The sequence below is a fragment of the Streptomyces sp. NPDC002032 genome (assembly GCF_042890765.1).
In the GTDB taxonomy this organism is placed as follows: Bacteria; Actinomycetota; Actinomycetes; order Streptomycetales; family Streptomycetaceae; genus Streptomyces.
On sequence record NZ_JBIASM010000027.1, the window covers coordinates 18,842 to 36,247 of the forward strand.

Annotated in this window: 2 protein-coding genes; both read right to left on the reverse strand. The window is 74.5% G+C overall.

Going from position 1 to position 17,406, the window contains the following annotated elements; all coding sequences use genetic code 11:
* Positions 1–29 precede the first annotated feature (29 nt).
* On the reverse strand, positions 30–10,691 hold the full coding sequence (locus ACFYYT_RS34515) for an SDR family NAD(P)-dependent oxidoreductase (protein WP_351820771.1): 10,662 nt from the start codon (positions 10,689–10,691) through the stop codon (positions 30–32).
* Positions 10,692–10,812: 121 nt separating this feature from the next.
* Complete coding sequence (locus ACFYYT_RS34520; protein WP_351820768.1) at positions 10,813–17,373, reverse strand: type I polyketide synthase; 6,561 nt, start codon at positions 17,371–17,373, stop codon at positions 10,813–10,815.
* Between the last annotated feature and the right edge of the window lie 33 nt (positions 17,374–17,406).

The following is a 17,406-nucleotide window of genomic DNA, read 5'->3' on the forward strand; positions in this document are numbered from 1 at the left end:
GGCCGGAAAGGGCGGGCCGGGCCGTACCGTCAGGAGGCGCCGAACCGCTGGTCGATGAAGGCGAAGAGCTCGTCGTCGGAGGCGGATTCCAGTTCCTCCGAGACGGACTCCTCGTTCCCGTCGCCCGCGTCGGTGGCGGCCGGGCCCGCCTCGTGGGCCGCGTACGCGTCGGCCCACTTCCCCACCAGCCCCTTGAGACGGGTGGCGAACACCGTCTGCGCCGCGTCGTCGGGGACGAGCGCCGCCACGGTCTCCGGCGCCATGGCCGCGAAGGCGGCCTCCAGCCGGTCCAGCTCGCCGAGGATGGCGGCGGCGCCGTCGGCCTCGGGGGCGAGGCCCGAATGGAGGTGCTCGACGAGGTGGCCGAGGGTCGGGTGGTCGAAGACCAGCGTCGCGGAGAGGCGCAGGCCGGTCTCGGCGTTGAGCCGGTTGCGCAGTTCCACGGCGGTCAGCGAGTCGAAGCCGAGCTCGGTGAACGCCTGACGGTCCTCGAAGCCGGCGGCGGAGGCGTGGCCCAGCACGCTCGCGACGGCCGCCCGTACGAGCTCGGTCACCGCCGCCCGCCTGCCGTCCTCCGGGAGGCCGGCGAGGCGCCGGCGCAGCCCGTCCGCCCGGTCCGGTGCGGCCTGTGCGGAGGACGCCGTCCTGCGCGCCGGGGTGCCGCGGACCAGCCGCCGGTGGACGGCGGGGAGGGTGCCGCGGGCGGCGCGCCCGCGCAGTGCCGCGAGGTCGAGGCGGACCGGCACGAGGGCCGGCTCGCCGCTGCCGGCGCCGGTGTCGAGGAGCGCGAGCCCCTCGTCCACCGTCAGCGGCGCGATCCCGGCGCGCTGGATGCGGTCGAGGTCGGCCGGGGTGAGACCGGCGCCCATGCCGGCGGTCTCCTCCCACAGCCCCCAGGCCAGGGAGGTGGCGGGGAGGCCGAGCTGGTGCCGGTGTGCGGCGAGGGCGTCGAGGAACGCGTTGGCCGCGGCGTAGTTGGCCTGGCCCGCGCTGCCGAGCACACCGGCGACGGAGGAGAACAGCACGAAGGCATCGGGCTTCAGGTCGAGGTCCTGGGTGAGGTCGTGCAGGTGCCAGGCCGCGTCGGCCTTGGCCCGCAGGACGCTCGCCAGCCGGTCGGGGGTCAGCGAGGCGATCAGGGCGTCGTCCACCACACCGGCGGCGTGCACGATCCCCTGGACGGGATGGGCGGCCAGCAGAGCCGCCAGCGCCTCCCGGTCGGCGACGTCACACGCCGCGACGGTCACGGACGCGCCCAGCGCCTCCAGTGCGCCGCGCAGCGCCTCGGCACCCGGCGCAGCCGGACCGCGCCGGCTCGCCAGCACCAGCTCCCGCACCCCGTGCGCCGTCACCAGGTGCCGGGCCACCACCGCACCGAGACCACCCGTACCACCAGTGACCAGCACCGGACCGGCGCCGAAAGCACCAGCCTCCGGCGGCATGACCTGCGAGGCCCGGACGAGACGGGGCACCAGCACCCGGCCTCCGCGCAGGGCCACCTGCGGCTCGCCCGAGGCGATCACCGAAGCGACCACCTCCGGCGTCAGGGCAGCACGCTCGTCCACATCGACCAGCACGAACCGGCCCGCGCCCTCCGACTGGGCGGACCGCACCAGACCCCACACCACGGACGCCGCCACGTCGGCGACGTCCGTCTCGCCACCGGCAGCAACAGCACCGCGCGTCACGAGAACCAGCGTCCGGTCCTCATCGCCGCCCCAGCCCTGCACCAGCTCCAGGGCCCGGGAGGCCAGTCCGAAGGCGGCCTGCGGCACGCTCTCCTCGCCGGACGAGGCCAGATCGACGACGACGGAGCCGCCGTCACCGGCGTCACCGCCGCCGCCCTCGGTCGGCGTCATGGGGGCCGGCGTCCACTCCAGCCGGTACAGGGATTCCGCACCGCCGGAGGCGGCCACCGGGCCGTCGACCGGGCGCAGCACCAGCGAGTCCACCGACAGCACCGCACCCCCGGCCGCGTCCGCGACGGCGAGCGACACCGCACCCGTCTCGGTACGGCTCAGGCGCACCCGCAACCGCGCGGCACCGGAGGCGTGCAGCGTCACCCCCGACCAGGCGAAGGGCAGATGGCCGCCCGCCCCCTCCGGCAGGAGCCCGCCCACGCCCAGGGCGTGCAGCGCGGCATCGAGCAGCGCCGGGTGCAGACCGAAGCGGCCCGCCTCCCCCGCCGCGTCCTGCGGCAGGGCCACTTCCGCGAACACCTCGTCACCGGAACGCCACACCGCCTCCAGCCCCTGGAACAGCGGGCCGTACGCGAACCCGCCGTCCGCCATCTCCTCGTACAGCCCGTCGAGGGACAGCTCCTGGGCGTCCTGCGGCGGCCAGGCGGTCGGACCGGCGGCGGGCACCGCGGCGCCGGGCACGAGGGTGCCCGTCGCGTGCGTGCTCCACGCTCCGTCGTCCGCGCCGTCGACCCGCGCGTGGAAGGTCACCGGGCGGCGTCCCTCGTCGTCGGCCGCGCCCACCACCAGCTGCACCGACACGCCGTTGCGCTCGGGCAGGACCAGGGGCGTGCTCAGCGTCAACTCGTCGAGGGTGTCGCAGCCGAGCCGCTCACCGGCGTGCAGGGCGAGCTCCACGAAGGCCGTACCCGGCAGGATGACGGTGCCGCGTACCGCGTGCCCCGCCAGCCACGGGTGCGTGTCCAGGCCCAGCCGGGCCGTGAACACGTCCCCGCCCCCGGCCAGCTCCACCGCCGCACCCAGCAGCGGGTGTTCGGCCGGGCGCAGGCCCAGGCCGGTGGCATCGGCGGCGCCGGTGGTGGACCGCAGCCAGTAGTGCTGGTGCTGGAAGGCGTACGTCGGGACGTCGACGCGGCGCGCACCGGTCCCGGCGAAGAAGGCCTCCCAGTCCACGGCCACCCCGTACGCGTAGGCCCGTCCCAGCGCGGCGACCGAGGCCTCCGCCTCGTCCCGGTCCTTGCGGAGCACGGGGACGAACACTGCGCCGTCGACGCAGTCGGCGCCCATCGCGGACAGCACGCCATCCGGGCCGAGCTCGATGAACCGGGTCACGCCCTGGGCTGCCAGGGCGGCGACCCCGTCGGCGAACCGGACCGCCTCCCGGACGTGACGCACCCAGTACTCCGCCGAACACAGCTCCTCCGCCGAAGCGACAGCACCCGTCAGGTTCGAAACGACGGAGATCGACGGCGCCGCGAACTCAACGGCATCCAGCACCGCCCGGAACTCGTCCAGCATCGGATCCATCAGCGGCGAGTGGAAGGCATGGCTCACGGTCAGCCGCTTGGTCTTCACCCCGCGCCCGGCGAGCACGTCCGCGATCTCGCTCACGGCATCGGCCGTGCCCGAAACCACCACGGACGCAGGTCCGTTGACAGCAGCGATGCTCACGCCTGCGTACGAGGCGACCAGCTCGGCCACCTCTGCCTCAGCGGCTCGCACGGACACCATCGCGCCACCGGCGGGCAGCGCCTGCATCAGCCGCCCACGGGCCACGACCAGCCGCGCCGCATCAGCCAGCGAGAACACACCAGCCACATGCGCCGCAGCAATCTCACCAATGGAGTGCCCGAGCAGATAATCGGGCTTCACACCCCAGCTCTCCACCAGCCGGAACAACGCCACCTCGATGGCGAACAACGCAGGCTGCGTGAACTCCGTACGGTCCAACTCCCCGCCAGAGCCCTCCGCGAACATCACCTCCCGCAGCGACCGCCCCCACTCCGCATCCACAGCCGCACACACCGCATCCAACGCCCCCGCGAACACCGGGAACGCGTCGTACAGCTCGCGTCCCATCCCCGTCCGCTGCGCACCCTGCCCCGTGAACAGGAAGGCCACGGAGCCCGGCTCCGCGCGGCCGGCGAGCGTGTGCTCCGCCGTCTCGCCGCGCGCGAGCGCGCGCAACCCGGCGAGCGCCTCGGCGCGGTCGGTGGCGAGCACCACCGCGCGGTGCTCCAGCGAGGAGCCGACGGCGGCGGTGGAACGGGCGAGGTCGAGCGGGTGGGCGTCGGGACGGGCGTCCATGTGCGCGAGGAGGGCGTCGGCCTGAAGCGGCAGGGCGGAAACCGTCTTGGCGGACAGGACCAGCGGAATCCGGGACAGTCGTACGGTGCCTCCGGCCGAGGGCCGGTCCGCCTCCCACCCCTGCCCCTGCTCCGCGCCGGCCTCTTCGAGGATGACGTGGGCGTTCGTGCCGCTGATGCCGAACGAGGAGACGCCGGCCCGACGCGGACGGTCGCCCTGCGGCCAGTCCCGGGCCTCGGTCAGCAGCTCGACAGCGCCCGCCTCCCAGTCGATCTGCGGGGACGGCTCGTCCACGTGCAGGGTGCGCGGCAGCACCCCGTGCCGCATCGCCATCACCATCTTGATCACGCCGCCGACACCGGCCGCGGCCTGCGTGTGGCCGAGGTTCGACTTGAGCGAGCCGAGCCACAGCGGCTCGTCTCCGTCGCGCTCCTGCCCATACGTGGCCAGCAGCGCCTGCGCTTCGATCGGGTCGCCGAGCTTGGTACCCGTGCCGTGCGCCTCGACCGCGTCGACGTCGGCGGCGGTCAGGCCGGCGCCCGCCAGGGCCTGGCGGATGACGCGCTGCTGGGCCGGACCGTTGGGGGCGGTGAGTCCGTTGCTGGCGCCGTCCTGGTTGATCGCGGAGCCGCGGACCACCGCGAGGACCTGGTGTCCGTTGCGCCGTGCGTCCGACAGCCGTTCCAGGACGAGGACGCCGACGCCCTCGGACCAGCCCGTGCCGTCCGCGGCCGCCGCGAAGGACTTGCAGCGGCCGTCGGCGGCGAGCCCGCGCTGCTTGCTGAACTCCACGAACGTGGCGGGCGACCCCATGACGGTGACGCCGCCTGCGAGGGCCATCGTGCACTCGCCGCCGCGCAGCGCCTGGGCGGCCCAGTGCAGGGCCACCAGCGAGGACGAGCAGGCCGTGTCGACGGTCACCGCCGGACCCTCCAGGCCGAGGGCGTACGAGACGCGGCCGGACAGCACGCTGCCCGAGTTGCCGGTGCCGAGGTAGCCCTCCACCCCTTCGGGGACGCTCTGGAGACGGCCCGCGTAGTCGTGGTACATGAGGCCGGCGAAGACCCCGGTGGCACTGCCGCGCAGGGCGGTGGGGTCGATGCCCGCACGCTGCACGGCCTCCCAGGACGTTTCCAGCAGCAGCCGCTGCTGGGGGTCCATGGCCAGGGCCTCGCGCGGCGAGATCCCGAAGAAGCCCGCGTCGAACTGGCCCGCCTCGTGCAGGAAGCCGCCCTCCTGGACGTAGGAGGTGCCGCGTCGGTCGGGATCGGCGTCGAAGAGCCCGTCGAGCCGCCAGCCGCGGTCCTGCGGGAACGGTGAGATCCCGTCGTCCCCGGCGAGGAGCATGCCCCACAGGTCCTCGGGGGACCGGACGCCGCCCGGGTAGCGGCAGCCCATGCCGACGATCGCGATCGGCTCGTCGTCCGGGGAGCGCACGGTGGTCGAGGCCGGGGTCGGGGCCAGGGCCGGGTCGTTGTCGTCCTCGTCAACGAGTTGGGCGCCGATGAAGTCGGCGAGCGCCTGCGGGGTGGGGTAGTCGAAGACCAGCGTGGCCGGGAGGCGCAGCCCGGTGGCCGCGTTGAGCCGGTTGCGCAGGTCGATCGCCGTCAGGGAGTCGAAGCCGAGCGCGCTGAAGGCCCGCTCGTGGGACATCTTCTCGGGCGCGTGCCCGAGCACGCCGGCCGCTGCGGAGCGTACGAGGTCGAGGACGACGCGCTGCCGTTCCGGAGCCGCGAGCCCGGCCAGGGTGCGGGCGAAGTCGGCGTCGGCGGCCCGGGAGCGCGCCCGGCGGGTGCGGCGGCCGGCCTGCTGCGCGAGGCGTTCGAGGACCACCGGCAGCGTGCCCCGGTCCGCGCGCCCGCGCAGTGCCGTGAGGTCGAGGCGCATCGGTACGAGGGCCGGTTCCCCGCTGCCCGTACCCGCGTCGAGGAGCGCGAGCCCCTCTCCCACCGCTAGCGGGAGGATCCCGGCCCGGTGGATGCGGTCCACCTCGGCGCTGCCGAGGGCGGCGCCCATGCCGGCCGTCTCCTCCCACAGGCCCCAGGCCAGGGAGGTGGCGGGAAGGCCGAGCTGGTGGCGGTGGGCGGCGAGGGCGTCCAGGAAGGCATTCGCGGCCGCGTAATTGCCCTGGCCCGCGCTGCCGAGCACACCGGCGGCGGACGAGAACAGCACGAACGCGTCCAGATCCTGGCCGGCGGTCAGCTCGTGGAGGTGCCAGGCCGCATCGACCTTGGCCCGCAGTACGGATGCCAGCCGGTCGGGGGTCAGCGAGGCGATGGTGCCGTCGTCCACCACACCCGCCGCATGGACGACACCCTTGACCGGATGGGCAGCCAGCAGAGCGGCCAGCGCCTCCCGGTCGGCAACGTCACACGCCGCGACGGTCACCGCCGCGCCCAGCGCCTCCAGCTCACCCCGCAGCGCCTCGGCACCCGGCGCAGCCGCACCACGCCGGCTCACCAGCACCAGCCCCCGCACCCCGTGCACGGTCACCAGATGCCGCGCCACCACCGCACCCAGACCACCCGTACCACCCGTCACCAGCACCGGACCAGCACCGAAAGCACCAGCCACCGGCATGCCCTGCGACGCCCGGACGAGACGGGGCACCAACACCCGGCCACCCCGCAGGGCCACCTGCGGCTCACCCGAGGCAACCACCGAAGCGACCACCTCCGGCGTCAGCGCCGCACGCTCCTCCACATCCACCAGAACGAAGCGGCCGGCACCCTCCGACTGCGCGGAACGCACCAGACCCCACACCACAGACGCCGCCACATCAGCAACATCCAGCTCACCCGTGGCAACAGCACCACACGTGACCAGAACCAGCGTCCGGTCCTCATCAGCCCAGCCCTGCACCAGCTCCAAGGCCCGCGAGGCCACGGCCAACGCAGCCTGGGGCACGCTCTCTCCGCCGGACGAGGCCAGATCGACGACGACCGCGCCGCCGTCACCCTCGACCGGGGCAATCTCCACCGGCGTCCACTCCAGCCGGTACAGGGAGTCCGTACCGCCGGGCGCAGTGATCCGGCCGTCGACCGGGCGCAGCGCGAGGGAGTCCACCGACAGCACGGCGTCACCGGCCGCGTCCGCGACCTCCACCCGCACCGCTCCCGGGCTCGCCGGGCTGAGGCGTACGCGCAGCTGAGAGGCGCCCGCGGCGTGCAGGGACACGCCCGACCAGGCGAACGGCAGACGTCCGCGGACGGACTCGTCGCCCAGGCCGCCGAAACGCAGCGCATGCAGCGCGGCGTCCAGCAGCGCCGGGTGGACGCCGTACAGCGCGGCCTCCTCGGACGCGTCCTCCGGGAGCTCAACCTCGGCGAACACCTCGTCGCCGCATCGCCACGCCGCCCGCAGACCCTGGAAGGCGGGCCCGTGCTCGACGGCCCCGGATTCGTCGTAGAAGCCGTCCACGTCGACGGGTACGGCGTCCGCGGGCGGCCACACCGCCTGCGAGAACGCGGCCACACCCGCCTCGGCGCTCAGAGCGCCTGAAGCGTTCCGCGTCCACGGGCCGTCGTGCTCCCCCGAATCGGCACGCGAGAAGAAGTCCACCGACCGCAGACCGGCCTCATCCGCAGCACCCACGACAACCTGCACCTGCACACCACCGGACTCCGGCAGCACCAAAGGCACCTCGATCGTCAGCTCCACCAGCCGACCACAACCAACCTGGTCACCGGCCCGGACGGCCAGCTCCACGAACGTCGTACCCGGCAGGACCGCAGCGCCCAGCACGCGGTGGTCAGCGAGCCACGGGTGAGCGCGCAGGGACAGACGGCTCGTGAGGACGGTGTCGTCGGCGTGGGCGAGGGCCACGGCGGCGCCGAGCAGCGGGTGGTCCGCCGCCTGGAGGCCGAGCCCGCCCGCGTCCGCCGCAGCCTCGGGCGCCTGCTTCGGCCAGTAGCGCTGGTACTGGAAGGCGTACGTCGGCAGCTCGACGCGCCGCGCACCGGTCCCGGCGAAGTACGCCGCCCAGTCCACCGGCACCCCGAACGCGAACGCCTGCCCCACCCCGGCAACAGCCGCCTGCGCCTCGTCCCGGCCCTTGCGCAGCACCGGCACGAACACCGCACCCTCGACACACTCGGCACCCATCGCCGACAGCACGCCATCCGGGCCCAGCTCCACGAACCGGGTCACACCCTCCCCACGCAGGGTGCCAACCCCCTCCGCAAAGCGCACAGCCTCACGGACGTGCCGCACCCAGTACTCCGGCGCGCACAGCTCCTCCGCCGAAGCGACCGCACCCGTCAGGTTCGAGACGACGGGGATCGACGGCGCCGCGAACTCAACAGACCCCAGCACCGACCGGAACGCATCCAGCATCGGATCCATCAACGGCGAGTGGAACGCATGGCTCACCGTGAGCTGCTTGGTCTTCACCCCGCGCTCGCCGAGAACACCCGCGATCTCACTCACGGCATCGGCCGCACCGGAAATCACCACAGACTGCGGGCCGTTCACCGCCGCGATGCTCACGCCCTCGTACGCGGCGACCAGCTCGGCCACCTCCGCCTCAGCCGCACGCACGGACACCATCGCGCCACCGGCAGGCAGCGCCTGCATCAGCCGGCCACGCGCCACGACCAGCCGCGCCGCATCAGCCAGCGAGAACACACCCGCCACATGCGCAGCAGCAATCTCACCAATGGAGTGCCCGAGCAGATAATCGGGCTTCACACCCCAGCTCTCCACCAGCCGGAACAACGCCACCTCGATGGCAAACAACGCCGGCTGCGTGAACTCCGTACGGTCCAACTCCCCGCCAGAGCCCTCCGCGAACATCACCTCCCGCAGCGACCGCCCCAGCTCCGGATCGATCGCCGCACACACCGCATCCAGCGCCTGCGCGAACACCGGGAAGGCCGCATACAACTCACGCCCCATCCCCGCCCGCTGCGCACCCTGCCCCGTGAACAGGAACCCCGTCAGACCCGGGACCACCGCACCACGCACCACACCCGGCACCGACTCACCGCGCGCCAGCGCCTCCAGCGCCGCACCACGCTCACCCCCCACCACCACCGCACGGTGCTCGAACACCGCACGCGTCGTAGCCAACGAAAAACCCACATCCACCGGATCCACACCCGGCAACGACGACCCCAGGAACGACCCCAGCCGACCGGCCTGCGCACCCAACGCCTCCACCGAACGACCCGACACCACCCACGGCACCACCGGCAGCACCACATCCGCACCAGCCGCACCAACCGAACCAGCCGCACCAGCCGCACCAGCCGGCTCCCCCTCGCCATCCCCCTCCGCAGACTCCACGGCGGGCTCCTCGGCAGGGGCCTGCTCCAGGATGACGTGGGCGTTCGTACCGCTGATGCCGAACGACGAGACGCCCGCCCGGCGCGGGTGTCCCGTCTCCGGCCAGTCCCGCGCCTCGGTCAGCAGCTCGACCGCGCCCTCCGTCCAGTCGACGTGGGGGGACGGCCGGTCGGCGTGCAGGGTGCGGGGAAGCGAGCCGTGGCGCATGGCCTCGACCATCTTGATCACGCCCGCGACGCCGGCCGCGCACTGGGTGTGCCCGATGTTCGACTTGAGCGAGCCGAGCCACAGCGGCTCCGCGTCGGCGCGGCCCTGCCCGTACGTGGCCAGCAGCGCCTGCGCCTCGATCGGGTCGCCCAGCTTCGTGCCGGTGCCGTGGGCCTCCACCGCGTCGACGTCACCCGGAAGCAGCCGGGCGTTGTCGAGGGCCTGGCGGATGACGCTCTGCTGCGACGGTCCGTTCGGGGCGGTGAGGCCGCTGCTCGCACCGTCCTGGTTGACGGCGGAGCCGCGCACGACGGCGAGGACGGGATGGCCGAGCCGTCGGGCGTCGGAGAGGCGCTCGACGAGCAGCAGGCCGACGCCGTCGGAGAAGCCCGCGCCGTCGGCGTCGGCGGAGAACGCCTTGCACCGGCCGTCGCGGGCGAGGCCCTGCTGGCGGCTGAACTCGGTGAACAGCCGAGGGGTCGACATGACGGTGACGCCGCCCGCGACGGCCAGCGAGCAGTCGCCCTGCCGGATGGCCTGGACGGCGAGGTGGAGGGCGACGAGGGAGGAGGAGCAGGCGGTGCCCACCGTGACGGCGGGGCCGACGAGGCCGAGCGTGTAGGAGACGCGGCCGGATATCAGGCTGGCGGCGTTTCCGGTGAGGACGTGGCCCTCGATGCCCCCGCCGGCGTTGCGCAGGCGGCCGTCGTAGTTCTCGGCGCCCGCGCCGACGAACACGCCGGTACGGGTGCCGCGCAGGCCGGACACGTCGATCCCGGCCCGTTCGAAGACCTCCCAGGCGGTCTCCAGCAGCAGCCGCTGCTGCGGGTCCATGGCGAGGGCCTCGCGCGGGGAGATGCCGAAGAACTCCGGGTCGAAGTCGGCGACGCCGTCGACGAAGCCGCCCTCGCGCGCGTAACTGGTACCGGTCCGGGCCTGCTCGGGGTCGTACAGCTCCGCCAGGTCCCAGCCGCGGTCGTCGGGGAAGGGCGCGATGGCGTCGGTGCCCGCGTCGAGCAGCGTCCACAGGCCCTCGGGGGTGCGTACGCCGCCGGGGAAGCGGCAGCTCATCCCGACGATGGCGATGGGTTCCCGCTCGGCGGCCTCGATGTCGCGGAGCCGCTGTCGGGTGCGCCGCAGGTCGGTGGTGACGCGCTTGAGGTAGTCGCGGAGTTTCGCTTCGTTGTCCATCTTCATCCAACCCATCGCTTCGTCGAGCCCGTCGCGGCGGTCGACGGGAGCCGCCCCCGGGGCCGCGCGCGTGGCGGCGGGTTCCCGGGGGCGTGTGTGCGTCCGGTGCGGCGCGGTCCCGTCAGGACAGTCCGAGTTCTTCGTCGATCAGGTCGAAGATCTCGTCGTCGCTGGCGGTTTCGATCGCGTCCTCGACGAGGGACGTGGCCGTCCCGGCGCCGTGCTTGTCGCGCCATTTGAAGAGCAGGGTCTCCAGGCGCGCGGTGATCTTGTGGGAGGCCTCGTCCGCCGCGTCGAGCGGGAGCAGCATCGCTTCCAGTCGTTCCAGCTCGGCTTCCACGGCGTCGGTCCCGTCCGCCGGGCCCGCCCCGTCCGGTGCCAGCCGGGTGTGCAGATGGTCGGCCAGGTGGGCGGGGGTGGGGTGGTCGAAGACGAGCGTGGCGGAGAGGCGCAGTCCGGTGGCTGCGTTGAGGCGGTTGCGGAATTCCACAGCGGTCAGTGAATCGAATCCGAGGTCGAGGAATCCTCGTGTGGGTTCGATGGCGGCCGGGTCGCTGTGTCCGAGGACGACGGCGGCCTGTCCGCAGACGAGGGAGGTGAGGACCCGGCCGCGTTCGGTATCGGTCAGTCGGGCGAGGCGTTCTTGCAGGTCAGCGGCGGGGTCGAGGGGGATGGTGGTCGGCTGTGCGGCGGTGCGCGGTCGGCCGCTGGAGGTCGCGGAGCGGACGAGTTCGCGCAGTACGGCGGGCAGCGCCGGGTCGTCGGCGCGCAGCGCGGAGGCGTCGATCCGTGCGGGGACCAGGGCGGGCAGGCCGGTGGCGCGGGCGGCGTCGAAGGCGGCCAGGCCCTGATCGGTGGTGAAGGGTGCGAGGCCGCGCCGGGCCATGCGCTGGGCGTCGGCGGCGCCGAGGTGGCCGGTGAGGCCGCTGGCTTGCGCCCACAGGCCCCAGGCCAGGGAGAGCGCGGGCAGGCCGCGGGCGGCGCGGTGGCGGGCGAGGGCGTCGAGGAAGGCGTTGGCGGCGGCGTAGTTGGCCTGGGCGAGGCCGCCGAAGGTGCCGGAGATGGAGGAGAACAGGACGAACGCGGACAGGTCGAGGCCTGCGGTCAGTTCGTGCAGGTGGAGTGCGGCGTCCGCCTTGGGCCGCAGCACGGCGTCGACCTGTCCGTCGGTCAGGGCGGTGAGCGTGCCGTCGTCGAGGACGCCGGCGGTGTGCACGACGCCGGTCAGGGGGTGTGCGGCCGGTACGGCGGCGAGGAGGGCGGCGAGTGCGTCGCGATCGGCGGTGTCGCAGGCGACGACGGTGACCTCGGCGCCGAGGGCGCCCAGTTCGGCGGCGGTCTCGGCCGCGCCGGCGGCCCGGGGGCCGCTTCGGCCGGCGAGCAGCAGGTGGCGTACGCCGTGTTCGGTGACGAGGTGGCGGGCCAGGTGGCGGGCGAGGGTGCCGGTGCCTCCGGTGATCAGGACGGTGCCGTCGGGGTCGAGGGGCGCGGGCACGGTGAAGACGTTCTTGCCGACGTGCTTGGCCTGGGCGACGTGGCGGTAGGCGTCGCGCGCCTGCCGTACGTCCCAGGCGCGCAGCGGCAGGTGGGTGAGGTGGCCGCGGGCGAACAGGCCGAGGACTTCGGTCAGCATGGCCTGGATCCGGTCCGGTGCGACGTCGCCGAGGTCGAGGGGGTGGTAGGCCACGCCCGGGTGGTCGGCGGCGAGGGAGGCGGGATCGCGCAGGTCGGTCTTGCCGATCTCGACGAAGCGTCCGCCGGGGCGCAGCAGCCGCAGCGAGGCGTCGGTGAGTTCGCCGGCCAGCGAGTTGAGCACGACGTCGACGCCGTGGCCGTCCCCGGCGTCCGCGAAGCGCTGTTCGAAGTCGCCGGTGCGGGAGGAGGCGATGCGCGCGTCGGGCAGGCCGAGGGCGCGCAGGGTGTCCCACTTGGCGGGGGACGCGGTGGCGTGGACGGTCGCGCCGAGGTGGTGGGCGAGTTGGGTGGCGGCCATGCCCACGCCGCCGGCCGCGGCGTGGACCAGTACGGATTCGCCGGGCTGGAGGCGTGCGACGTCGACGAGGGCGTGGTAGGCGGTGAGGAAGACGACGGGTACGGCGGCGGCCTGGGCGAAGCTCCAGCCGTCCGGGACGGGCGCGACGCGCCTGCGGTCGGTGACGGCCAGCGGTCCGATGGCGCCGGTGAGCAGGCCGGTGACGCGGTCGCCGGGGGCGAGATCGGTGACGGCGCTGCCGGTCTCGACGACGACGCCGGCGCCTTCGGTGCCCATGAGGGCTTCGTCGGGGTACATGCCGAGGGCGATGAGGACGTCGCGGAAGTTGAGTCCGGCGGCGCGTACGGCGATGCGCACTTCGTGGGGCGCGAGGGGGGCTTCGGCTTCCGGGCAGGGCAGCAGCCGCAGGTCCTCCAGGGTGCCTTCCCGTACGGTGCCGAGCCGCCAGGCTCCGGTGCCTTCGGGGACGGCCAGGGCGGCGCCGGCGTCCACGGGTGCCAGCGCGGGCACGGTGGCCGCGCCGCGGCGCAGCGCGAGCTGGGGTTCGCCGGTGGCGAGGGCGTCGAGGAGGGCGAGGGCGGACTCGGGCGTGCCGTCGAGGTCGAGGAGGGTGAAGCGGCCGGGGGCCTCGGACTGGGCGGAGCGGAGCATGCCCCACAGGGCGGCGCGGGTGAGGTCGGTGACGTCCTCGTGGTCGCCGGCCGCCAGGGCGCCGCGGGTGAGGAAGACCAGGCGGGCGTCGTCGAAGAGGTCGTCGCCGAGCCACTGCTGGACGGTGGCGAGGGCCTGCCGTACGGTGCCGCGCACCCCGTCGGGGGTGGTGGCCCCGTCGGGGGCGGCGGTGTGGTCGACGAGCACCAGCCCGGGCACCGCCCGGCCGTCCTTGACGGCGGCGCGCAGGGCGTCGAGATCCGGGTACGTCTCGGCGCCCGCCGGGCCGGCCGGCGATCCGGCACCGCCGAGGACGGCCACGGTGGGCCGCGGGCCGGCGGAGGGCGGGAGGGCCAGCTCGCGCCAGGCGAGCGCGTGGACGTCGTCGGTACGGGCGCGGTGGGCGGCGCGCAGTTCGCCCTCGGGCACCGGACGGGAGACGAACGTGCCGATCGAGGCGACGGGGGCGCCGGTGACGTCGGCGACGAGCAGCGCCACGGAGTCCGGTCCGGCGGGCGTCAGCCGCACCCGCAGGGCAGCGGCCCCGACGGCGTGCAGGGCGACGTCGTGGAGGGCGAAGGGCAGCCGGACGCCGGGGGCGTCCGGGCCGTCGCCGAGGGCCACCCGGCGGGCCTGGAGGGCCGCGTCGAGCAGTGCGGGGTGGATGCCGAACGCGGTGGCGTCGCCGGCCGCCCCGGCGGGCAGCACGACGTCGGCGTACACCTCGTCGCCGAGCCGCCAGGCCCGGCGCAGGCCCTGGAAGGCGGGACCGTAGTCGTAGCCGAGGGCCGTGAAGGTGTCGTAGATCCCGGAGACGTCGACCGGCTCGGCGCCGCTGGGCGGCCAGACGGCGAGGTCCGCGCCGGCCCCGCCGGGGAGCTGCGGGGTTCCGGGGGCGAGGACGCCGCTGGCGTGGCGGGTCCAGTCGGCCGGGCGGCCGTGGGCGTCGTCCTCGGGCCGGGAATACAGTTCCAGGGCGCGCCGGCCGGTCGCGTCGGGGGCGGCCACGGTGACCTGGAGCCGCAGGCCCGCTCCGGCGGGCAGGAGCATCGGCGCTTCGAGGGTGAGCTCCTCGACATGGCCGCAGCCGGTCTGGTGGGCCGCGTGCAGCGCCAGTTCGACGTACGCGGTGCCGGGCAGCAGCGCCGTTCCCCCGACGGCGTGGTCGGCGAGCCACGGGTGGGTGTCCCGGGCGACCCGCCCGGTGAACAGCACGTCGTCCCCGCCGGCCCGGGTGACGACGGCGCCGAGCATGGGGTGCGCGGACTCGCTGAGCCCGGCGGCGGACAGGTCGCCGACGGCGCGGCCGGCGGTCTCGGGCCAGTAGCGGCGGCGCTGGAAGGCGTAGGTGGGCAGGTCGACGGGCCGGGCGCCGGTGCCGTCGAACACCGCGGACCAGTCGACGTCGGCGCCGTTCACCCACGCCTCGGCGAGGGAGGTGAGCACCCGGCGGGGCCCGCCTTCGTCACGGCGGAGCGTGCCGACCGCGATCACGTCCATGTCGGCGAGGCCGACGGCGAGGACGGGATGCGGGCTGGCCTCGATGAACAGCCGGTGCCCGTCGGCCACAGCGGCCTTCACGGCGTCCTCGAAGAGGACGGTGTTGCGCAGGTTGCGGTACCAGTAGCCGCCGTCCAGCCCGGTGGTGTCCAGCAGCCGGCCCGTCAGGGTCGAGTACATGGGGATGCGGGACGCCCGGGGCTCCAGCCCGCCCAGCAGTTCGGCCAGTTCCGGCTCGATCTTCTCCACGTGCGCGCAGTGGGAGGCGTACTCCACGGCCACCCGGCGGGCCCGGACGCCCTCGGCCGACAGGACGGTGACGAGCTCGGCGCAGGCATCCGCGTCGCCCGACACCACGGTGGAGGCGGGGCCGTTGACGGCGGCCACGGCCAGTCGGCCCTCGAAGGACGCGGCGATCCGCTCGGCGGTATCGGCGGCGGACAGGCTCACGGAGACCATGCCGCCCAGACCCGCGATGGCGTCGATGGCCCGGCTGCGCAGGGCCACCACCTTCGCCGCGTCCTCCAGGGAGAGGGCCCCGGCCACACAGGCGGCGGCGATCTCACCCTGCGAGTGTCCGATGACGGCAGCGGGCCGGACCCCGTAGGACATCCACACCTCGGCCAGCGCCACCATCACCGCGAACAGCACCGGCTGGACCACGTCCACCCGCTCCAGCGGGTCGTCCGAACGCAGCACCTCCGTCAGCGACCAGTCCACATACGGGGCCAGCGCCTTCTCGCACTCCGCGATCCGCGCCGCGAACACCGGCGAGGAATCCAGCAGTTCGACGGCCATCCCGACCCACTGCGAACCCTGCCCCGGGAAGACGAAGACGGCGTCCGAGGCCGCGCCCGTCGCCCGGCCGCGTAGGGCGTCGGGCACGTCGCGGCCCTCGGCGAGGGCCGTCAGGGGCGCGTCGAAGGCCGGGCCGAGGACGACGGCGCGGTGCTCCATCGCGGCGCGGGTCGTCGCCAGCGAGAGGCCGACGTCCACCGGTTCCAGCCCGGCGCGCCCGGCCGTGTACGCGGCGAGACGCTCGGCCTGCCCCCGGACGGCCGCCTCGGTGCGGCCGGAGAGCACCCACGGCACGACAGCGACGGCCGTACGGCCCGCGGAATCCGGTTCAGGGGCCTCCGGGGCCTCAGGGGCCTCCGGGGCCTGTTCCAGCACCACGTGGGCATTGGTACCGCTGACGCCGAAGGAGGAGACGCCGGCCCGGCGCGGACGGCCGGTCTCCGGCCACTCCCGGGCCTCGGCCAGCAGCTCCACGGCCCCCGCCGACCAGTCGACGTGCGGGGTCGGCTCGTCGACGTGCAGGGTCTTGGGCAGCACGCCGTGCCGCATCGCCTCGACCATCTTGATGATGCTGGCGACGCCGGCGGCGGACTGCGTGTGGCCGATGTTGGACTTCACCGAGCCGAGGTAGAGGGGCTGGTCCGCGGGGCGGCCCTGACCGTAGGCGGCGAGCAGGGCGTCCGCCTCGATCGGATCACCCAGGGCGGTGCCGGTGCCGTGGGCCTCGACCGCGTCGACCTGCTGCGGCGCGAGGCCCGCGTTGTCGAGCGCGGCGCCGATGACGCGCTGCTGGGCGGGGCCGTTGGGGGCGGTCAGTCCGTTGCTGGCGCCGTCCTGGTTGACGGCCGTACCGCGGACGACCGCGAGGACGCGGTGGCCGTTGCGTTCGGCGTCGGAGAGCCGCTCCAGGACGAGCAGGCCGACGCCCTCGGACATGCCCATGCCGTCGGCGTCCGCGGCGAACGCCTTGGAGCGCCCGTCGGCGGCGAGGCCGCGCTGCCGGGAGAACTCGACGTAGCGGCGCGGGGTGGACATCACGCAGACGCCGCCGACGAGGGCGAGGGCGCACTCGCCGCCCCGCAGCGCCTGGGCGGCGAGGTGCAGGGCGACCAGGGAGGACGAGCAGGCGGTGTCGACGGTCACCGCGGGCCCTTCGAGCCCGAGGGTGTAGGACAGCCGCCCGGACATGACGCTGCCGGTGCTGCCGATGCCGCGGTAGCCCTCGGTGCCCTCCGGAGGGTCGGCGAGCAGCGCCGCGTAGTCCTGGCCGTTGGTGCCGACGTAGACGCCGGTGCGGCTGCCGCGCAGCGAGGCCGGGTCGATGCCCGCGCGCTCGAACGCCTCCCAGGACGTCTCCAGCAGCAGCCGCTGCTGCGGGTCCATCGCGAGGGCCTCGCGCGGCGAGATCCCGAAGAAGTCGGCGTCGAAGTCCGCCGCGTCGTGCAGGAAGCCGCCGCGCCGCACGTAGCTGTGGCCCTGCCGGTCCGGGTCGGGGTCGAAGAGGTCGCCGAGGGGCCAGCCGCGTTCGGTGGGGAACTCGGACGTGGCGTCGACGGCGTCGCTGACGAGCGTCCACAGGTCCTCGGGGGACCGGACGCCGCCCGGGTAGCGGCAGCTCATGCCGACGACGGCCAGCGGCTCGTGCTGGCGGGCCTCCAGGTCGGCCAGGCGGCGGCGGGTGTGGCGCAGGTCGACGGTGACCCGCTTCAGGTAGTCGGCGAGCTTGTCTTCATTCGCCATGGAAGGTCCTCCGGGGTGGCTATTCAGGCAGCG